Annotated in this window: 22 protein-coding genes; 21 read left to right on the top strand and 1 reads right to left on the bottom strand. The window is 62.0% G+C overall.

Annotated features, from left to right (window positions below):
- Positions 1 to 77 precede the first annotated feature (77 nt).
- The gene (gene suhB, locus V7787_RS47740) at positions 78 to 896 is read right to left on the bottom strand and encodes a type III secretion system regulator SuhB (protein WP_003248548.1); all 819 of its coding nucleotides are present in this window, start codon (positions 894 to 896) and stop codon (positions 78 to 80) included.
- 151 nt (positions 897 to 1047) lie between these two features.
- Between suhB and trmJ the strand changes: the two genes are divergently transcribed.
- The 21 genes from trmJ (at position 1048) to V7787_RS47635 (ending at position 19700) form a co-directional block, all read left to right on the top strand.
- The gene (trmJ, locus tag V7787_RS47735) at positions 1048 to 1803 is read left to right on the top strand and encodes a tRNA (cytosine(32)/uridine(32)-2'-O)-methyltransferase TrmJ (RefSeq protein ID WP_004576300.1); all 756 of its coding nucleotides are present in this window, start codon (positions 1048 to 1050) and stop codon (positions 1801 to 1803) included.
- A gap of 3 nt (positions 1804 to 1806) precedes the next feature.
- Positions 1807 to 2592, top strand: coding sequence for a serine O-acetyltransferase (gene cysE / locus V7787_RS47730; protein ID WP_010952064.1), 786 nt, complete (start codon positions 1807 to 1809; stop codon positions 2590 to 2592).
- 179 nt (positions 2593 to 2771) lie between these two features.
- Positions 2772 to 3263 carry a Fe-S cluster assembly transcriptional regulator IscR gene (gene iscR / locus V7787_RS47725; protein ID WP_003248542.1) on the top strand — a complete coding sequence of 164 codons (492 nt, stop codon included), beginning with the start codon at positions 2772 to 2774 and terminating at the stop codon, positions 3261 to 3263.
- Positions 3264 to 3308: 45 nt separating this feature from the next.
- Entirely contained in the window at positions 3309 to 4523 is a 1215-nt protein-coding gene (locus V7787_RS47720) for an IscS subfamily cysteine desulfurase (protein WP_003248541.1), read from the top strand.
- 46 nt (positions 4524 to 4569) lie between these two features.
- On the top strand, positions 4570 to 4956 hold the full coding sequence (iscU, locus tag V7787_RS47715) for a Fe-S cluster assembly scaffold IscU (RefSeq protein WP_003248539.1): 387 nt from the start codon (positions 4570 to 4572) through the stop codon (positions 4954 to 4956).
- A gap of 28 nt (positions 4957 to 4984) precedes the next feature.
- Entirely contained in the window at positions 4985 to 5308 is a 324-nt protein-coding gene (gene iscA / locus V7787_RS47710; protein ID WP_003248536.1) for an iron-sulfur cluster assembly protein IscA, read from the top strand.
- An 8-nt stretch (positions 5309 to 5316) separates the two neighbouring features.
- A complete protein-coding gene (gene hscB, locus V7787_RS47705) occupies positions 5317 to 5838 on the top strand; it encodes a co-chaperone HscB (protein ID WP_010952065.1) in 522 nt (173 codons plus the stop codon).
- Between the two features lie 43 nt (positions 5839 to 5881).
- Positions 5882 to 7744, top strand: coding sequence for a Fe-S protein assembly chaperone HscA (gene hscA / locus V7787_RS47700; protein WP_064492819.1), 1863 nt, complete (start codon positions 5882 to 5884; stop codon positions 7742 to 7744).
- 3 nt (positions 7745 to 7747) lie between these two features.
- Positions 7748 to 8089: an ISC system 2Fe-2S type ferredoxin gene (fdx, locus tag V7787_RS47695; RefSeq protein WP_003248531.1), complete on the top strand. Its 342-nt coding sequence runs from the start codon at positions 7748 to 7750 to the stop codon at positions 8087 to 8089.
- Between the two features lie 10 nt (positions 8090 to 8099).
- Entirely contained in the window at positions 8100 to 8300 is a 201-nt protein-coding gene (iscX, locus tag V7787_RS47690; protein WP_064492821.1) for a Fe-S cluster assembly protein IscX, read from the top strand.
- A gap of 88 nt (positions 8301 to 8388) precedes the next feature.
- A complete protein-coding gene (ndk, locus tag V7787_RS47685; protein WP_003248526.1) occupies positions 8389 to 8814 on the top strand; it encodes a nucleoside-diphosphate kinase in 426 nt (141 codons plus the stop codon).
- A 28-nt stretch (positions 8815 to 8842) separates the two neighbouring features.
- Complete coding sequence (gene rlmN, locus V7787_RS47680) at positions 8843 to 9988, top strand: 23S rRNA (adenine(2503)-C(2))-methyltransferase RlmN (RefSeq protein ID WP_003248524.1); 1146 nt, start codon at positions 8843 to 8845, stop codon at positions 9986 to 9988.
- Positions 9989 to 10002: 14 nt separating this feature from the next.
- Positions 10003 to 10764, top strand: a complete 762-nt coding sequence (gene pilW / locus V7787_RS47675; RefSeq protein WP_020193002.1) for a type IV pilus biogenesis/stability protein PilW — start codon at positions 10003 to 10005, stop codon at positions 10762 to 10764.
- Complete coding sequence (locus tag V7787_RS47670; RefSeq protein WP_064492817.1) at positions 10761 to 11789, top strand: RodZ domain-containing protein; 1029 nt, start codon at positions 10761 to 10763, stop codon at positions 11787 to 11789. The genes pilW and V7787_RS47670 overlap by 4 nt, the downstream gene beginning before the upstream one ends.
- Before the next feature lie 3 nt (positions 11790 to 11792).
- Positions 11793 to 12902: a flavodoxin-dependent (E)-4-hydroxy-3-methylbut-2-enyl-diphosphate synthase gene (gene ispG, locus V7787_RS47665; RefSeq protein ID WP_010952070.1), complete on the top strand. Its 1110-nt coding sequence runs from the start codon at positions 11793 to 11795 to the stop codon at positions 12900 to 12902.
- A 25-nt stretch (positions 12903 to 12927) separates the two neighbouring features.
- On the top strand, positions 12928 to 14217 hold the full coding sequence (gene hisS, locus V7787_RS47660; protein WP_104886663.1) for a histidine--tRNA ligase: 1290 nt from the start codon (positions 12928 to 12930) through the stop codon (positions 14215 to 14217).
- A gap of 39 nt (positions 14218 to 14256) precedes the next feature.
- A complete protein-coding gene (locus V7787_RS47655; RefSeq protein WP_064492816.1) occupies positions 14257 to 14898 on the top strand; it encodes a tetratricopeptide repeat protein in 642 nt (213 codons plus the stop codon).
- A complete protein-coding gene (gene bamB, locus V7787_RS47650; protein WP_336094696.1) occupies positions 14899 to 16041 on the top strand; it encodes an outer membrane protein assembly factor BamB in 1143 nt (380 codons plus the stop codon).
- A gap of 116 nt (positions 16042 to 16157) precedes the next feature.
- Complete coding sequence (gene der, locus V7787_RS47645; protein ID WP_010952071.1) at positions 16158 to 17621, top strand: ribosome biogenesis GTPase Der; 1464 nt, start codon at positions 16158 to 16160, stop codon at positions 17619 to 17621.
- Positions 17622 to 17772: 151 nt separating this feature from the next.
- Positions 17773 to 18921 carry a pyridoxal phosphate-dependent aminotransferase gene (locus tag V7787_RS47640; protein WP_064492815.1) on the top strand — a complete coding sequence of 383 codons (1149 nt, stop codon included), beginning with the start codon at positions 17773 to 17775 and terminating at the stop codon, positions 18919 to 18921.
- On the top strand, positions 18909 to 19700 hold the full coding sequence (locus V7787_RS47635) for an amidohydrolase (RefSeq protein WP_012051253.1): 792 nt from the start codon (positions 18909 to 18911) through the stop codon (positions 19698 to 19700). The genes V7787_RS47640 and V7787_RS47635 overlap by 13 nt, the downstream gene beginning before the upstream one ends.
- The last annotated feature ends 307 nt before the right edge of the window (positions 19701 to 20007 follow it).

Genomic DNA, 20007 nt, shown 5'->3' with positions numbered 1-20007 from the left:
CGGCACAGGCCGCGCAAAACCACCAGGCACAAAAAAAGCACCTCGAGAGGTGCTTTTTGTTTGCCAGCAATCTGCGCTTAGCGCTTCATGCTTTCTGGCAGGTGCGGCTGGATGGCAGTCAGTACTGCCTTGAAGCACTTGATGTTGCCTGCAACGATGTGGCCTTTGTCGAGGAAGTCGTGGCCACCGTTGAAGTCACTCACCAAGCCACCGGCTTCCTGGATCAGCAGTACGCCAGCTGCCATGTCCCATTCGGACAGGCCCGACTCCCAGAAGGCGTCGAAGCGGCCAGCAGCCACGTAGGCCAGGTCCAGGCTGGCGGAGCCGGCGCGGCGGATGCCGGCGGTCTGGCCGGTCAAGGCGCGGAACATGCCCAGGTAGTTGTCCATGTCCGCCATCTGGCCATCACGGAACGGGAAGCCGGTGCCCAGCAGGGCGCCTTCCAGGCTTGTGCGCGAGCTGACGCGCAGGCGGCGGCCATTGAGTTGGGCGCCACGGCCACGGCTGGCGGTGAATTCTTCCTGGCGAACCGGGTCGACGATCACGGCGTGCTCAAGGCGGCCGCGGTATTTGCAGGCGATGCTGACGGCGAAGTGCGGGATACCGCGCAGGAAGTTGGTGGTGCCGTCCAGCGGATCGATGATCCACAGGTAATCTTTGCCTTCTTCGCCGCTACCCGCGTGCAGGCCGGTTTCCTCGCCCTGGATGGAGTGGTTCGGGTAGGCCTTGCGCAGTGCGTTGACGATGCTCTGCTCGGCGGCGCGATCGACTTCGGAAACGTAGTCCTTGGCCTCTTTCTCATCGACCTTGATGCTATCCAGGCGTTCGATGGAGCGGAAAATCAGTTCACTGGCGCTGCGAGCGGCGCGCAGGGCGATATTCAGCATAGGCTGCATGGGCGGGTCACCTGGAGATGTTAAAGAAGAAAGCCGATCATTCTAGCAGAAAACTTTGGCGGCAGAAGTGTCACATTTGCTTTCATGGCGTTACGTCTGTCGGTTCTGTAAGATCGAAGGCCCTGATTCCTGCATCTGTGAGCACAACACCTTGCTGCAAAATATTCGTGTTGTTCTGGTCAATACCAGCCACCCCGGCAACATCGGCGGCGCTGCACGTGCCATGAAAAACATGGGCTTGTCGCGTCTGGTGCTGGTGCAGCCGAAAGAATTCCCCGCCGTGGATGCCAGTGCCCGTGCTTCGGGCGCCGACGATGTGCTGGATAATGCCCAGGTGGTCGACAGCCTCGAACAGGCGCTGGTCGGCTGCAACCTGGTGATGGGCACCAGCGCCCGCGAGCGCAGCATTCCCTGGCCGTTGATCGGCCCGCGTGAATGCGGTGCCAAGGCGGTGGAGCATGCCAATGGCGGCGAGGAAATCGCCCTGGTGTTCGGGCGCGAGCACGCCGGCCTGACCAACGAAGAACTGCAGCGATGTCACTTCCACGTGCACATTCCCTCCAACCCCGACTTCAGCTCGCTGAACCTGGCTGCTGCCGTGCAGGTGCTCTCCTACGAGGTGCGCATGGCCTGGCTGGCTGCCGGTGAAGCACCGGGCAAAGTCGAGAAGGTTGACGCCGCTGAGCTGGCGACCATGGATGAAATGGAGCTGTTCTACGACCACCTGGAGAAAACCCTGGTGGGCATCGGCTTCCTCGACCCCGAAAAGCCCAAGCACCTGATGCCGCGCTTGCGCCGGCTGTATGGGCGGGTGGCGGTCGAGCGTTCGGAAATGAGCATTTTGCGCGGCATCCTCACCGAGACCCAGAAAGTGGTCCGGGGCGAACCGCATAAACGGAAGGACTGACAGATGTTCGAACGCCTGCGTGAAGATATTCAAAGCGTATTCCACCGTGACCCGGCTGCACGCAATGCCTTCGAGGTGCTCACCTGCTACCCCGGCATGCATGCCATCTGGCTGCACCGCCTGGGCAATGCCCTGTGGAGGCGTGATTTCAAATGGCTGGCCCGGCTGGTATCGAACTTCGGTCGCTGGCTGACCGGTATCGAAATCCACCCTGGCGCCACCATTGGCCGGCGCTTTTTCATCGATCATGGTATGGGCATCGTCATTGGCGAAACCGCCGAGATCGGCGATGACGTCACCCTGTACCAGGGGGTGACGCTCGGTGGCACCAGCTGGAACAAGGGCAAGCGCCACCCCACCTTGGAGAACGGCGTGGTGGTAGGGGCGGGTGCCAAGGTGCTGGGGCCTTTCACCGTCGGCGCCGGCGCCAAGATTGGTTCTAATGCGGTGGTCACCAAGGCAGTGCCGGCCGGGGCTACCGCGGTAGGCATTCCGGGGCGGATCATCGTCAAGAGCGAGGACACCGAAGTCGAAGCCAAGCGTAAGGCAATGGCCGAGAAGATCGGCTTCGACGCCTATGGTGTCAGTGGCGACATGCCCGACCCGGTGGCGCGGGCCATCGGCCAGATGCTCGATCACCTGCAGGCCGTCGACGAACGGTTGGAGGGTATGTGTGGCGCGCTGACCAAGATGGGCAGTGACTATTGTGCCAAGGAACTGCCGGCCTTGCCGGAGGACGACTTCAGCGAGGCTGCCCAGGTGGCCCAGCGCGACACTCAGCCGCATTGATCGCGCCGCACTGAAGTCATGGTGGCATGCGGGGCGTGTGCTCACGCCCCTCGTCTGCTACAATCGCGCCCGCCTCCCTGATGCAATCCCGACTAAAGCAGTAGGTCTAATAGTTGACTTAAATGCTCGGGAATCGCATACTCGCACACATCCTGAAACTCCCGTGGTACCCAATAGCCATGCGACTGACTACCAAAGGCCGATACGCCGTGACCGCCATGCTCGACCTGGCGTTGCACGCGAAGCATGGGCCGGTGTCTTTGGCCGATATTTCCGAGCGCCAGGGCATTTCCCTCTCTTATCTGGAGCAGCTGTTCGCCAAGCTGCGCCGCAGCAGCCTGGTTTCCAGTGTGCGCGGTCCAGGCGGTGGCTACCAGCTGTCGCGGGGCATGGAAACCATCCAGGTGGCCCAGGTTATCGACGCGGTCAACGAATCGGTCGACGCCACCCGTTGCCAGGGGCTCGGTGACTGCCATGCCGGTGATACCTGCCTGACCCACCACCTGTGGTGCGACCTCAGCCAGCAGATCCATGAATTCCTCAGCGGCATCAGCCTGGCCGACCTCGTCAAGCGCCGTGATGTGCAGGAAGTCGCCCAGCGCCAGGACCTGCGCCGTGTCGCAGGACGAACCGCCCAGCTGGACAAGATTGAGACGTCTGCCGTCGATTGACCCCCTGGGACGACGAGCGACGCCACCGCCTGATAGGAGAGACAAATGAAGTTGCCGATCTACCTTGATTACTCCGCGACCACTCCGGTCGACCCACGCGTGGCCCAGAAGATGGCCGACTGCCTGCTGGTCGACGGGAACTTCGGTAACCCGGCCTCGCGCTCCCACGTCTTTGGCTGGAAGGCCGAGGAAGCGGTGGAGAACGGTCGTCGCCAGGTTGCCGAGCTGATCAACGCCGATCCGCGCGAAATCGTCTGGACCAGCGGTGCCACCGAGTCCGACAACCTCGCGCTCAAAGGTGTCGCGCACTTCTATCAGACCAAGGGCAAGCACATCATTACCTCCAAGATCGAGCACAAGGCGGTCCTGGATACCGCTCGCCAGCTGGAGCGCGAAGGTTTTGAAGTCACTTACCTGGAACCAGGCGAAGACGGCATCGTCACCCCGGCCATGGTAGAAGCGGTGCTGCGCGACGACACCATCCTGGTCTCGCTGATGCATGTGAACAACGAAGTCGGCTCGATCAACGACATTGCCGCCATCGGTGAACTGACCCGTTCGCGCGGCGTACTGTTCCATGTCGACGCCGCCCAGTCGGCTGGCAAGGTCGAAATCGACCTGCAAAAGCTGAAAGTCGACCTGATGTCGTTCTCGGCGCACAAGGTCTACGGCCCGAAAGGCATCGGCGCGCTGTACGTCAGCCGCAAGCCGCGTGTACGTCTTGAAGCCATCATTCACGGCGGCGGTCATGAGCGCGGCATGCGTTCGGGCACCCTGCCGACCCACCAGATCGTCGGCATGGGCGAAGCCTTCGCCATTGCCAAGCAGGAAATGGTTGCAGAAAACGCACGCATCAAGGCCCTGAGCGACCGCTTCTTCAAGCAGGTCTCGAACCTTGAAGAGCTGTACGTCAATGGCAGCCAGACTGCGCGTGTACCGCACAACCTGAACCTGAGCTTCAACTACGTCGAAGGCGAATCGCTGCTGATGTCGCTGAAAGACATCGCCGTATCGTCCGGTTCGGCCTGTACCTCCGCGTCGCTCGAGCCGTCCTACGTACTGCGTGCTCTGGGCCGCAACGACGAGCTGGCGCACAGCTCGATCCGCTTCTCCTTCGGCCGTTTCACCACCGAAGAAGAAGTCGACTACGCCGCGCAGAAAGTCTGCGAGGCCGTCAATAAACTGCGTGAGCTGTCGCCGCTGTGGGATATGTACAAAGACGGCGTTGACATCTCCAAGATCGAGTGGGCCGCCCACTAAGCAGTCGCCGGCAAGAGCGGCTCCCTGATGAGGAAGGAATTGCACCATGGCATACAGTGAAAAGGTCATCGACCACTACGAAAACCCGCGCAACGTCGGCAAGATGAATGCCGAAGACCCGGATGTCGGCACCGGCATGGTCGGCGCCCCGGCCTGCGGTGACGTGATGCGCCTGCAGATCAAGGTAAACGAGCAGGGCGTTATCGAAGACGCCAAGTTCAAGACCTACGGCTGCGGTTCGGCCATCGCGTCCAGTTCCCTCGCCACCGAGTGGATGAAGGGCAAGACCCTGGACGAGGCCGAAACCATCAAGAATACCCAACTGGCCGAAGAGCTGGCGTTGCCGCCGGTCAAGATTCACTGCTCGGTACTCGCCGAAGATGCCATCAAGGCAGCCGTACGCGACTACAAGCAGAAGAAAGGCTTGATCTAAGTCGCCTGTTGCAAGGTAAGGAGTTCTGATGGCTATCAGCATGACAGAAGCCGCCGCCAACCACATTCGCCGCTCCCTCGACGGGCGCGGCAAAGGTGAGGGCATTCGCCTGGGCGTGCGCACCACCGGTTGCTCGGGTCTGGCCTACGTGCTGGAATTCGTCGACGAACTGGCGGACGAAGACCAGGTGTTCGAAAACCATGGCGTCAAGGTGATCATCGATCCCAAGAGCCTGGTCTACCTCGATGGCACCGAACTGGATTTCGTCAAGGAAGGGTTGAACGAAGGCTTCAAGTTCAACAACCCCAACGTGCGCGGTGAGTGTGGCTGCGGCGAAAGCTTCAACGTTTGAGGCTGGCTGTGGGTACTCCTTGTCATTACGCATTGTTTGACCTCCAGCCAAGCTTCCGTCTGGATCTCGACAAGCTGGCCACTCGCTATCGCGAGCTGGCCCGCGAAGTCCATCCTGATCGCTTTGCCGACGCCTCCGAGCGTGAGCAGCGTATAGCGCTGGAAAAATCCGCGGCCCTCAACGACGCTTACCAGACGCTGCGCAGTGCGCCGCGTCGCGCGCGCTACCTGCTGGCCATCAGCGGCCACGAAGTGCCCCAGGAGGTTACGGTCCACGACCCTGACTTCCTGCTGCAGCAGATGCAGTGGCGTGAAGAGCTCGAAGAACTGCAGGATGAAGCCGACCTTGACGGTGTCGGCGTGTTCAAGAAGCGCCTGAAGGCCGCCCAGGACACGCTGAATGAGGACTTTGCCGGCTGCTGGGATGCCCCGGGCGAGCGCGACAAGGCTGAACGCCTGATGCGCCGCATGCAGTTCCTCGACAAGCTCGCCCAAGAAGTGCGCCAACTGGAAGAGCGCCTCGACGATTAACCCCGGTGCTGCCCGTGATGGCACCTAAGGTATTCAGATAAGCATGGCCCTACTGCAGATTGCCGAACCCGGTCAAAGCCCTCAGCCGCACCAGCGCCGCCTGGCGGTTGGAATCGACCTGGGTACCACCAACTCAATGGTCGCTGCACTGCGCAGCGGCCGTAGCGAGCCCCTGCCCGACGCGCAGGGTAACGTCATTCTGCCGTCCGCGGTGCGCTACCTCGAAGGGCGCAACGAAGTGGGGCAGGCCGCGCGTGATGCTGCCTCCAGCGACCCGTTGAACACCGTGCTGTCGGTCAAGCGCCTGATGGGGCGCGGCCTGGCCGACGTCAAGCAGCTGGGCGAGCAACTGCCATACCGCTTTGTGGGTGGTGAGTCGCACATGCCGTTCATCGACACCGTGCAGGGGCCGAAAAGCCCTGTGGAAGTGTCTGCCGACATCCTGAAGGTGTTGCGCGAACGGGCCGAAGCCACCTTGGGTGGCGAGCTGGTAGGTGCGGTGATCACCGTGCCGGCCTATTTCGATGACGCCCAGCGTCAGGCTACCAAAGACGCAGCGCGTCTGGCCGGCCTGAACGTGCTGCGCCTGCTCAACGAACCGACTGCGGCCGCCGTAGCCTACGGCCTGGACCAGAACGCCGAAGGCGTGGTAGCCATCTATGATCTGGGCGGCGGTACTTTCGATATTTCCATCCTGCGCCTGACCGCTGGCGTATTCGAAGTGCTGGCCACCGGCGGTGATACCGCCTTGGGTGGTGACGACTTCGACCATGCTATTGCCGGCTGGATCATCGAGCAGGCTGGCTTGTCGTCCGATCTGGACCCGGCTACCCAGCGCGCGCTGCTGCAAACCGCCTGCGCCGCCAAGGAAGCCCTGACCGACGCTGATGTGGTCAACGTCAGTCACGGTGCCTGGCACGGTGAGCTGACCCGCAGCGCCTTCGAAGCCATGATCGAACCACTGGTTGCCCGCAGCCTGAAGGCTTGCCGCCGCGCCGTGCGCGACAGTGGCGTTGAGCTGGAAGAAGTCAGCGCCGTGGTCATGGTCGGTGGTTCGACCCGCGTGCCGCGTGTACGTGAGGCCGTGGGCGCGCTGTTCGGGCGCACCCCGCTGACCTCGATCGACCCAGACCAGGTGGTGGCCATTGGTGCCGCCATCCAGGCCGACACCCTGGCCGGCAACCGCCGCGAAGGTGGCGAGCTGCTGCTGCTCGATGTCATCCCGCTGTCGCTTGGTCTTGAAACCATGGGCGGGCTGATGGAGAAGGTGATCCCGCGTAACACCACCATTCCGGTGGCCCGAGCTCAGGAGTTCACCACGTACAAAGATGGCCAGTCGGCCATGATGATCCACGTACTGCAGGGCGAGCGCGAGCTGATCAGTGACTGCCGTTCGCTGGCCCGCTTCGAGCTGCGCGGCATCCCAGCCATGGTTGCCGGTGCTGCAAAAATCCGCGTCACCTTCCAGGTGGATGCCGATGGCCTGCTCAGCGTCGCTGCCCGCGAGCTGGGTTCGGGCGTGGAAGCCAGCATTCAGGTCAAGCCGTCCTACGGCCTGACCGACGGCGAAATCGCCCGCATGCTCAAGGACTCCTTCGAACACGCCGGTTCCGACAAGCACGCCCGCCAGCTGCGAGAGCATCAGGTAGATGGCGAGCGGCTGCTCGAGGCGGTACAGGGCGCCCTGGACGCCGACGGCGATCGCCTGCTCAGCAGTGATGAGCGCGACGCCATCGAATTCCAGATGCAAGAACTACGTGATTTGCTGGCCGGCACCGATGGCGCAGCCATCGAGCAACAGACCAAGCGTCTGTCGCAGGTGACCGATGCATTTGCCGCCCGTCGCCTTGATTCGACGGTCAAAGCCGCACTGGCCGGGCGCAACCTGAATGAGATCGAGGAGTAATCGATGCCGCTGGTGACATTCCTGCCGCATGAGAAGTTCTGCCCCGAGGGGCTGACCGTGGAGGTCAAGCCCGGGACCAACATCCTGGAACTGGCCCACGACCATCACATCGAGATGGAAAGCGCCTGCGGCGGCGTCAAGGCCTGTACCACTTGCCACTGCATCGTGCGCAAGGGCTTCGATTCGCTCGAAGAGGCTGACGAGCTGGAAGAAGACATGCTGGACAAAGCCTGGGGCCTGGAAGCGCAATCGCGCCTGGGTTGCCAGGTTTTCGTCGCTGACGAAGACCTGACCATCGAGATCCCCAAGTATTCGCTCAACCATGCTGCCGAAGCACCGCACTGAGGGCCTGTACATGAGTCTGAAATGGGTTGATGTACTTGAGATCGCAATCCAGCTTGCAGAAAGCAAGCCTGAGGTCGATCCTCGTTATGTGAATTTCGTGGACCTGCACAGCTGGGTGCTGGCATTGCCAGAGTTCAGCGACGATCCGTCACGCGGCGGTGAGAAAGTGCTCGAGGCAATCCAGGCCGCCTGGATCGACGAAGCCGACTAAGCGTCACTTGCAGGTTAGGCAATCCCCCGGAACCCGCGTATAATTCGCGGGTTTAATTTTTCGTAACACTCATATTCTGGAGTTTTCCATGGCTGTTCAACGTACTTTCTCCATCATCAAGCCTGACGCTGTTGCCAAAAACGTCATCGGCAAGATCACCACTCGCTTCGAAGAAGCCGGCCTGAAAATCGTTGCCTCGAAAATGAAGCAACTGTCCAAAGCCGAAGCCGAAGGCTTCTACGCTGAGCACAGCGAGCGCGGCTTCTTCGGTGACCTGGTTGCCTTCATGACTTCCGGTCCGGTCGTTGTCCAGGTTCTGGAAGGCGAGAACGCCATCGCCAAGAACCGTGAGCTGATGGGTGCTACCAACCCTAAAGAAGCTGCTGCCGGCACCATCCGCGCTGACTTCGCCGAGTCGATCGACGCCAACGCCGTTCACGGTTCGGACTCCGAAGCTGCTGCTGCTCGCGAAATCGCTTACTTCTTCGCTGCTACCGAGGTAACCACTCGCTAAGCGAAAGCTTACGGGTGAGGGTGAATCCATGACGACATCTACTGGCAAAATCAACCTGTTGGGTCTGACCCAGCCGGAAATGGAACAATTCTTCGACTCTATTGGGGAGAAGCGCTTCCGTGCCGGCCAGGTGATGAAATGGATTCACCATTTTGGCGTGTCCGACTTTGCGGCCATGACCAACGTAGGCAAGGTCTTGCGCGAAAAGCTCGAGGCCGTTGCCGAAATACGCCCACCGGAAGTGGTCAGTGAAGACATTTCCGCCGACGGCACCCGTAAATGGGTGATCCGCGTTGCCTCCGGCAGCTGCGTCGAGACCGTCTATATTCCAACCGACGACCGCGGCACCCTGTGCGTATCGTCGCAAGCCGGCTGTGCCCTGGACTGCAGCTTCTGCTCCACCGGCAAGCAAGGCTTCAACAGCAACCTCACTGCCGCCGAAGTGATCGGCCAGGTGTGGCTTGCCAACAAATCCTTCGGGACCGTTCCTGCCAAAGTCGACCGCGCGATTACCAACGTGGTCATGATGGGCATGGGCGAGCCCTTGCTGAACTTCGACAACGTCATTGCCGCCATGAAAATCATGATGGATGACCTTGGCTATGGCATTTCCAAGCGCCGTGTCACCTTGTCCACCTCGGGCGTGGTGCCGATGATCGACGAACTCGCCAAGCACATCGACGTGTCGCTGGCCCTGTCGCTGCATGCGCCGAACGACGAACTGCGCAACAAGCTGGTACCGATCAACAAGAAGTACCCGCTGAAGATGCTGCTGGAATCGTGCATGGGCTACATGTCCACCTTGGGCGGCAAGCGCGTGCTCACCGTCGAGTACACCCTGCTCAAGGACGTCAACGACCAGCCCGAGCATGCCGCGCAGATGATCGAACTGTTGCGCGATGTACCCTGCAAGATCAACCTGATCCCGTTCAACCCGTTCCCGCATTCGGGTTACGAGCGACCGAGCAACAACGCCATTCGTCGCTTCCAGGACCTGCTGCACCACGGTGGCTTCAACGTCACCACCCGTACCACGCGCGGCGACGACATCGACGCTGCCTGTGGCCAGCTGGTCGGCCAGGTCAATGACCGTACTCGCCGCAGTGAGCGCTACATCGCTGTTCGCCAGCTTTCTGCGGACGTCGAACTGCCAGACAGCGCCGCCAGCCACTGACAGGTACCTTGCCCATGAGCCTGCGTGCCGCGCTGTCGATCCTTGCGCTTTCGCTGCTGGCCGGCTGCGTGTCGGGCGGCGCGAGCGACCCCTTGGCCAGCCGCCAGGGCAGGGTGGAGGCAGGGCGGGCTTATGTGCAGCTTGGCTTGGGTTATTTGCAACAAGGTTTGACCGAACAGGCCAAGGCGCCGCTGGGAAAGGCCCTGGCGCTGGATGACCAGGATGTCGACGCGCACGCCGCCCTGGCGGTAGTGTTTCAAGCCCAAGGCGAGCCGGCGTTGGCCGAAGCACATTTTCGCAAGGCCTTGCAGATAAGCCGCGGTGACACGCGAATTCGCAACAATTACGGCAGTTTCCTTTATGCTCAGGGGCGATTTGCCGAGGCCAAGCAGATGTTTCGCCTGGCCAGTGCCGATACCCTGTATCCTGAGCGCTCACGCGTGTACGAGAATCTGGGCCTGACCGCCCTGAAGCTCGAACGCCGCGATCAGGCGCACGCGTATCTGTTGAAAGCGTTACAACTCAACCAGCGGCAACCAAAAGCGTTGCTGGAAATGGCTGAGTTGTCCTACGAAAACAGGCATTATGTGCCGGCCCGGGACTACTACGATCGTTTCAGCCAGTTGAGCGACCACGACGCCCGTAGCCTGCTGCTGGGCAGCCGCCTTGCCAGGGTGTTCGACGAGCAGGGCACACTGGCCGAATTGGGCCAGCAATTACAACGACTTTATCCCGGTACGCCGGAATATCAGCAATACCTGTCGGAGCAACGATGAACGCCGCGCATCCCGAAGTAGCAGTAGCGCCTGGCCAGAACCCCGGTGAGCTTTTGCGCCTGGCCCGTGAGAAACGGGACTGGTCTCAAGCCGAGGTGGCCCGCAAGCTCAACCTCACTGTCAGTTCGTTGAACCACGTGGAAACCGGCGCCTTCGACAAGCTGCCCGGGCATACTTTCGCTCGTGGCTACATTCGCGCCTACGCCAAGCTGATGGACCTCGATCAAGCCGCCCTGGTAGATGCCTTCGACCGCTACACCGGTACCCACGCCAAAGGCAGCGACGTGCATTCGCTGGGCCGTATCGAAGAGCCTGTGCGGTTGTCGCACAACATCCTGCGCGGCGTCAGCCTGCTGTTGCTGGTGGCTGTGGTCGGTGGTGGCTTTTTCTGGTGGCAGGACCAGGGCAGCCTGCGGGGCAAGGAGCTGGCGAAGATTGCCCTGGAGCACGTCGAGGTCGAAAGCGCCGACGGCACCACACAGATTCACCCGCTCGATGAGCCTGAAGACCAGGCCGTTTCCGCTGGACAGCAACCTGAAAGCGCGCCGCTGGCGCTGGAGCAGGGCGCTGCCGAGCAGCCTGCTGCCGCTGAACAGGCGCCGGTAACCTCTGAGGCAGTCATTGCCACAGCGCCTGCTCCAGCACAACAAGCGCCTGTGCAAACCGCACCTGCTGCTTCGCCTGCACCGGTTACTCCTCCGGTACAGGCCACTGCTGCGCCGGCACCAGCACCTGCACCTGCACCGGCCGTGGCGGCCGTCGAGCCTGCCGCGGTGCCAGCAGGCAGCGCCAAGGTCGCCATCCAGTTCACCGCTGATTGCTGGACCCAGGTCAGCGACGGCAACGGCAAGGTGCTGTTCAGCGCCATCAAGCGCAAGGGGGACAACCTCGAGCTGACCGGCAAGCCGCCATTCGCGGTACGCCTGGGCTTTGCCCGGGGCGCCCAGGTCAGCTACAACGGCCAGGCCGTCGATGTTGCCCCGTTCACCAGTGGCGAGACTGCTCGCCTGAAGTTGGGACAGTAAGTCATGCACGGCGAATCTCCGATCAAACGTCGCGAATCCCGCAAAATCTGGGTTGGCAATGTGCCGGTGGGTGGTGATGCGCCCATCGCGGTGCAGAGCATGACCAACACCGACACCAACGATGTCGCTGCTACCGTGGCGCAAATCCAGCGTCTGGTCGACGCCGGCGTGGACATCGTGCGGGTCTCGGTGCCGGACATGGACGCGGCCGAAGCGTTTGGCAAGATCAAGCAACGGGTCAGCGTGCCGCTGGTCGCCGACATCCATTTCGACTACAAGATCGCCCTGCGTGTTGCCGAACTGGGCGTTGATTGCCTGCGGATCAACCCGGGCAACATCGGCCGTGAAGACCGCGTGCGCGCGGTGGTCGATGCCGCCCGCGACCGCGGCATTCCGATTCGTATCGGGGTCAACGCCGGTTCGCTGGAGAAAGACCTGCAGAAGAAGTACGGCGAACCGACCCCGGCCGCGCTGGTCGAGTCGGCCCTGCGCCACGTCGAGCATCTCGACCGCCTGGATTTCCAGGACTTCAAGGTCAGCGTCAAGGCCTCGGACGTGTTCATGGCTGTCGAAGCCTACCGTCTGCTGGCCAAGCAGATCGTGCAACCGCTGCACCTGGGCATCACTGAAGCCGGTGGCCTGCGTTCGGGCACCGTGAAGTCCGCCGTCGGCCTCGGTATGCTGCTGGCCGAAGGTATTGGCGATACCATCCGCATCTCGCTGGCGGCCGACCCGGTCGAAGAAGTGAAAGTCGGCTACGACATCCTCAAGTCGCTGCATCTGCGCTCGCGTGGCATCAACTTCATCGCCTGCCCGAGCTGCTCGCGGCAGAATTTCGATGTGGTCAAGACCATGAACGAGCTGGAAGGGCGTCTGGAAGACCTGCTGGTGCCGCTGGATGTGGCGGTGATCGGTTGCGTGGTCAACGGCCCGGGTGAAGCCAAGGAAGCCCATGTAGGCCTGACCGGCGGTACGCCGAACCTAATCTACATCGACGGCAAGCCGGCGCAGAAGCTGACCAATGACAACCTGGTCGATGAGCTTGAAAAACTCATCCGCCAGAAAGCGGCCGAAAAGGCCGAGGCCGACGCGGCGTTGATCGCTCGTGGCTGACACACAGAATTCGTAAGGACTTTTCGTGAGCAAATCGCTGCAAGCCATCCGTGGCATGAACGACATCCTGCCAGAACAGTCGCCGCTGTGGCGCTACTTCGAAGGCACAGTGGCCGGGCTGCTGGACACCTACGGGTACAGCCAGATCCGCACGCCGATCGTCGAGTTCACCGAGCTGTTCAAACGCTCGATCGGTGAAGTGACCGACATCGTCGAAAAAGAGATGTACACCTTCGAGGACCGCAACGGCGATTCGCTGACCCTGCGCCCTGAAGGCACTGCGGCCTGCGTGCGAGCGGTGCTCGAGCACGGCATCACCGGCAACGGTCAGGTGCAGAAGCTGTGGTACATCGGCCAGATGTTCCGCCACGAGCGCCCACAGAAGGGCCGCTACCGCCAGTTCCACCAGATTGGCGTGGAAGTGTTCAACCTGGACGGCCCGGACATCGATGCCGAGCTGATCATGCTGACCTGGCGCCTGTGGGGCCTGCTGGGCATCCAGGACGCGGTCACGCTGGAGCTCAACAGCCTGGGCACCAGTGAAGCCCGCGCACGCTACCGTGACGCGCTGGTCGAGTTCCTCTCGGCGCGCCTGGAGCAACTGGACGAAGACAGCCAGCGCCGCCTGAAGAGCAACCCGTTGCGCATCCTCGACAGCAAGGACCAGAACACCCAGGCGGTGCTGGTTGGGGCGCCGAAGCTGGAAGACTACCTGGACGAAGAGTCGCGTGTGCACTTCGAAGGCCTCAAGGCCCGCCTGGACGCTGCCGGTATTCCGTTCGTGATCAACACCAAGCTGGTACGCGGCCTGGACTACTACAGCAAGACCGTGTTCGAGTGGGTAACCGACAAGCTCGGTGCCCAGGGCACGGTGTGCGCGGGTGGCCGTTACGACGGCCTGGTCGAACAGATGGGTGGCAAGCCGACCACTGGCGTTGGTTTCGCCATGGGCATCGAGCGCCTGATCCTGCTGTTGGAAACCCTGGGCAAGGTGCCGGAGTCCATCAGCCGCCAGATCGACGTTTACCTGTGCGCCTTTGGCGAACAGGCGGAGCTGGCTGGCCTGCGCCTGTCCGAAGGCCTGCGCGACCGCTTGCCGGGCCTGCGCCTGGCAGTCAACGCCGGTGGTGGCAGCTTCAAGAGCCAGTTCAAGAAAGCCGACAAGAGCGGTGCACTGTTCGCCCTGATCCTCGGCGACGACGAGCTGGCCAAGCAAGAAATCGGCTTGAAGCCCCTGCGTGGCCAGGGTGAACAACAGAACATTGCCTGGGATGCTCTTGCAGAGCACCTGGAAACCGCGATCGCGCAAGCGTAACGCGGTTCAACAAGCGAATAGGCGAAAAGGAGTATTGGGGTGTCGAGTACCGATGATGATGACCTGGCAGGCGTCAAGGACTGGTGGAACCGCAACGGCAAGCCGCTGCTGACCGGTGCACTGCTGGCTGGCGTGGTGGTGTTGGGCTGGAATACCTGGCACAAGTACCAGACCAACCAGTCGCAAGGTGCCTCGCAGTTGTATCAGGCGCTGATTGAAACCAGCCTGACACCGACCGGCCAGCCGGACGCCACCAAGGTCGCGGAACTGGCCGGCAAGCTCAAGAGCGAGTTTGGCGGCACCGCTTACGCCCAGTACGGCAGCCTGTTCGTGGCCAAGGTCGCGGTCGACAGCGGCAAGCTCGATGACGCCGCAGCCGAGCTGAAAAGCGTGCTGGACAAACCGGCCGACGTTACCTTGGGCGAGATTTCGCGTCAGCGTCTGGCGCGCGTACTGGCAGCCCAGAACAAGGCCGAGGATGCGCTCAAGCTGCTCGACGGCGACGCCGACAAAGCCTTCCTGGCCAGCCGTGAAGAGTTGAAGGGTGACCTGCTGGTGCAGCTGGGTCGCACCAACGACGCGCACAGCGCTTACGAAAAAGCCAAGGCTGCGCTGTCCGATGACGCGGCGGTCGGTGGCCTGCAATTGAAGCTGGATGACCTGGCTAAAGGGGACGCGTAAGTGATCGGTTGGAAACATGCAGCAGTGCTGACCCTGGCCGTACTGGCCGCAGGTTGCAGCAGCAACAGCAAGAAGGAACTGCCCCCGGCCGAGCTGACCAAGTTCACCGAGGAAGTGGTGCTGAAGAAGCAGTGGAGCCGTTCGATCGGTGACGGCCAGGGTGAAACCTACAACACCCTGGTACCGGCCATCGAGAACGACCGTATCTACGCTTCCGACGTCAACGGCGAAGTCTTCGCCCTCGACCGCATCACCGGCGACGTGGTGTGGAAGAAGGACCTGGAGCTGCAGGTTTCCGGTGCAGTTGGCGTAGGCTATGGCCTGGTCATGCTCGGTACCCTCAAGGGTGAAGTCATTGCCCTGGACTCCAGTACCGGTGAGGAGCGTTGGCGCTCGCGCGTGACCAGCGAAGTGCTGGCCCCACCTGCCAACAACGGTGACGTGGTGGTGGTGCAGACCCAGGACGACCGCCTGATCGGCCTGGATGCCGCCACTGGCGACCGCCGTTGGATCTACGAAAACTCCCCGGCCGTGCTGACGCTGCGTGGTACCGGTGCGCCGATCGCCACCAACCGCCTGGCGGTTGCCGGCCTGTCCACCGGCAAAGTGGTCGCGGTTGACATCAACAACGGTGTGCCGGTGTGGGAGAGCCGCGTGGCCATCCCGAAGGGCCGTTCCGAGCTGGACCGTGTGGTTGATATCGACGGCGGCTTGTTGCTGTCTGGTGGTACCCTGTACGTCAGCACCTACCAGGGCCGTGTAGCGGGCCTGGAGCTGGAAAGCGGCCGCGAGCTGTGGCAGCGCGATGCTTCCAGCTATGTGGGTGTCGCTCAGGGCTTCGGTAACGTCTACGTCAGCGAAGCCTCGGGTACCGTGGAAGGTGTGGATGAGCGCTCTTCCAGTGCCCTGTGGAGCAACGACAGCATGGCTCGCCGCCAGTTGACCGCCCCTGAAGTGTTCAGCAGCTACGTGGCTGTGGGTGACTTTGAAGGTTACCTGCACCTGCTGAGCCAGGTGGATGGCCGCTTCGTCGGCCGTGAGCGTATCGACAGCGATGGCCTGCGCGCCCGCCCACTTGTGGTCGGCGACACCATCTATGTCTTCGGCAACAGCGGCAAGCTCGAGGCACTGACCATCCGCTGAAGCTATGCTTGAAGCCTTGGCGGGCTTCAAGCCGCGGCGTAGGACACGCCGCCCAAACTCCGGCCGCTGCCTTGCAGCGGCCTTTGCATTTTCAAGAATTCGAGAGTGGAGAGCCGATGGTTCCCGTAATTGCCCTGGTGGGCCGCCCGAACGTCGGCAAATCCACCATGTTCAACCGCCTGACCAAGACCCGCGATGCCATCGTCGGTGACCTGTCGGGCCTGACCCGTGACCGCCAGTATGGTGATGCCAGCTGGCAGGGTCGTTCCTTCATCCTGATCGACACCGGTGGTATCACCGGTGACGAAGTGGGCATGGACGAGAAAATGGCCGAGCAGTCGCTCATGGCCATTGAAGAAGCCGACTATGTGCTGTTCCTGGTTGATGCCCGTGCGGGCATGACTGCAGCAGACCAGATGATCGCCGAGCACCTGCGCAAGCGGAACAAGGCGGCGATCCTGGTTGCCAACAAGATCGACAACATCGACCCCGACGTTGCCCGCGCCGAATTCTCGCCAATGGGCATGGGCAACGCCATTCCGGTGGCGGGCTCCCAGGGCCGTGGTATCAACGCCTTGATGGAGGCCGTGCTCGGTCACCTGCCGCGTGATGCCGAAGAAGAAGCCCTCGAACAGGACGTCGCTGAAGGTGAGGAAGCCGTGCGCATTCCTGGCCCAAGCGAGAAGGATGGCATCAAGATCGCCATCATCGGCCGCCCGAACGTTGGCAAGTCTACGCTGGTCAACCGCATGCTCGGCGAAGAGCGTGTGGTGGTCTACGACGAGCCGGGCACCACCCGTGACAGTATCTACATCCCGTTCGAGCGCGATGGCGAGAAGTACACCTTCATCGACACCGCCGGTGTGCGCAAGCGTGGCAAGATCCACGAGGAAGTCGAGAAGTTCTCGGTGGTGAAGACGCTGCAGGCGATCAAGGATGCCAACGTCGTCATCTTCGTCATGGATGCCCGCGAAGGTGTGGTCGACCATGACCTGAACCTGCTGGGCTTCGCCCTTGAAGCCGGTCGCGCCATCGTCATTGCCCTGAACAAGTGGGATGGCATGGAGCCGGGTGAGCGCGCCTACGTGAAGACCGAGCTGGAGCGCCGGCTGTTCTTCGTCGACTTTGCCGACATCCACTTCATTTCCGCGCTGCATGGCACGGGCGTGGGCAACTTGTACAAGTCGGTACAGGCTGCGTTCCAGTCCGCGGTCACCCGCTGGCCGACCAGCCGCCTGACGCAGATCCTCGAAGATGCCGTGAGCGAGCACCAGCCGCCGATGGTCAACGGTCGCCGCATCAAGCTGCGCTATGCCCACCTCGGTGGTGCCAACCCGCCACTGATCGTGATCCACGGCAACCAGACCGACAGCATTCCCAAGTCGTACTCGCGTTACCTGGAAAACACCTATCGCCGGGTGCTCAAGCTGGTCGGTACGCCGATCCGTATCGAGTACAAGGGGGGTGAGAACCCGTACGAGGGTAAGAAGAACACCCTTACCGATCGCCAGGTCAACAAGAAGCGCCGCCTGATGTCGCACCACAAGAAGGCCGAGAAGAAGCGTCGCGACAAACGCTAAGCAGCGCCATGTGGGGGCGGGCAAGGCTGCCCCCACAGACGCCCTTTGATCCAGAGCAATCCCCCTATTGTTTCAACCTTTTTCCTGACCGCTCGATCCGCTATGCTCGGACTCCACCCCGTGCCGGATATACCCCAGGAAAGAGGGCTCCATGATCCGCAGCAAACTGCCGAATGTCGGCACGACCATCTTCACCACCATGTCCCAGCTCGCCGTGCAGACTGGCGCGCTCAACCTGTCCCAGGGCTTTCCTGACTTCAATGGCCCGCAGGCCCTGCTCGATGCAGTGGGCCGGCACGTGGCTGCCGGGCATAACCAGTATTCGCCCATGACCGGCCTGCCGGCCCTGCGCCAGCAGGTGGCGGCCAAGGTCGAGCGGTTGTATGGGGCAAGGGTGGATGCCGATCAGGAAGTGACTATCACCCCCGGCGCCACCGAGGCTATTTTCTGTGCCATCCAGGCGGTGGTGCATGCCGGTGATGAAGTGATCGTCTTCGACCCCTGCTACGACAGTTACGAGCCGTCCGTGGAGCTGGCCGGTGGTCGCTGTGTGCATGTGCAGTTGAGCGACGGCGACTTCCGTATCGACTGGCAGAAATTCAGTGATGCCTTGAGCCCGCGCACGCGCGTGGTCATCCTCAACTCGCCACACAACCCCAGCGGCGCGTTGATCACCCGCGAGGACCTCGACCAGTTGGCCGCACTTATTGCCGACCGCGATATCTACCTGGTCAGCGATGAAGTGTACGAGCACCTGGTCTACGACGGCGTACGCCACGCCAGTGTGCTGGCCCATGAGCAGTTGTACTCACGTGCCTTCGTGGTCAGTTCCTTCGGCAAGACGTACCACGTTACCGGCTGGAAGACCGGTTACGTGATCGCACCGCCAGCCTTGAGCGCCGAGCTGCGCAAAGTGCACCAGTACGTCAACTTCTGTGGCGTGACGCCGCTGCAGTGTGCCTTGGCCGACTTCATGGCCGGGCACCCCGAGCATATTGATGAGTTGCCGGCCTTTTACCAGGCCAAGCGCGACCTGTTCTGCGGTTTGCTGGACGGCTCGCGTTTCAACTTTACCCGCACGACGGGCACTTATTTCCAGCTGGTGGACTATTCGCAAATCCGTCCGGACCTGAACGATGTCGACATGTCGCTGTGGCTGACGCGTGAGCACGGCGTGGCGACCATCCCGGTATCGGTGTTCTACCAGCAACCCATCCCCGAGCAACGCCTGGTACGCCTGTGCTTTGCCAAACGAGAGGAGACGCTGCGTCAGGCAGCGGAAAGACTATGCGCGATCTGAGTACACTGCCGAACCTGAAAGTCGCCCTGGTGCAAACCACCTTGGCCTGGCACGACCGTGAGGCCAACTACGCGCACTTCGAGGTGCTGCTGGAGCAGGTGGGCGAGGTTGACCTGGTAATCCTGCCGGAAATGTTTACCACCGGTTTTTCGATGCAATCGGAAAGCCTGTGCGAACCGGAGAACGGTCCGACCTACAAATGGCTGAAGGCGCAGGCCAAGAAGCACAATGCGGTGATTACCGGCAGTGTGATCATCCAGGCCGCCGATGGCAGCCACCGCAACCGCCTGTTGTGGGCGCGGCCGGACGGCGAGATTCTGCACTACGACAAGCGCCACCTGTTCCGCATGGCCGGTGAGCACAAACATTACACCCCAGGCGAGCGGCAGGTGCAGTTCGAGCTCAAGGGCTGGCGCATTCGCCCGCTGATCTGCTACGACCTGCGCTTCCCGGTTTGGAGCCGTGACGCCCAGGACACTGACCTACTGCTGTACACCGCCAACTGGCCGGCCGCGCGTCGCCAGCACTGGAACCGCCTGCTACCGGCGCGGGGGATCGAGAACCTGTGCTATGTGGCGGCGGTGAACCGGGTGGGCACGGACGGTAAAGGCTTTGCTTACTCTGGTGACAGCCAGGTGCTGGATTTCCAGGGCGAGAGCCTGCTCAGTGCCGGGGAGGCGGACGGTGTGTTCACTGCAGTACTGAGCGCGGCGGAACTGGCGGCGTACCGGGCCAAGTTCCCGGCCAATCTGGATGCCGATACCTTCGAGCTGCACTGACAGCAGGCCCGGCCCTTTCGCGGGTAAACCCGCTCCTACACACGCATCGGCGGTTGGTCACAGGCCGTTGTAGGAGCGGGTTCACCCGCGAAAGGGCCGGCCCTGCTGACCAATTTCCATCCGCCGTTCACCGTTGCCGCCGCCACCGTATTTGCGGGTAAACCCGCGCCTACACAGGCATCGGCGGTTGGTCCCAGGCCGTTGTAGGAGCGGGTTCACCCGCGAAAGGGCCGGCCCTGCTGGCCAATTTCCACCCGCCGCTCACCGTTGCCGCCGCCACCGTATTCGCGGGTAAACCCGCGCCTAC

This window comes from Pseudomonas sp. CGJS7, assembly GCF_036961695.1.
Note: the sequence above shows the minus strand (reverse complement) of the source record. Positions and strands in the feature narration are given on the sequence as shown.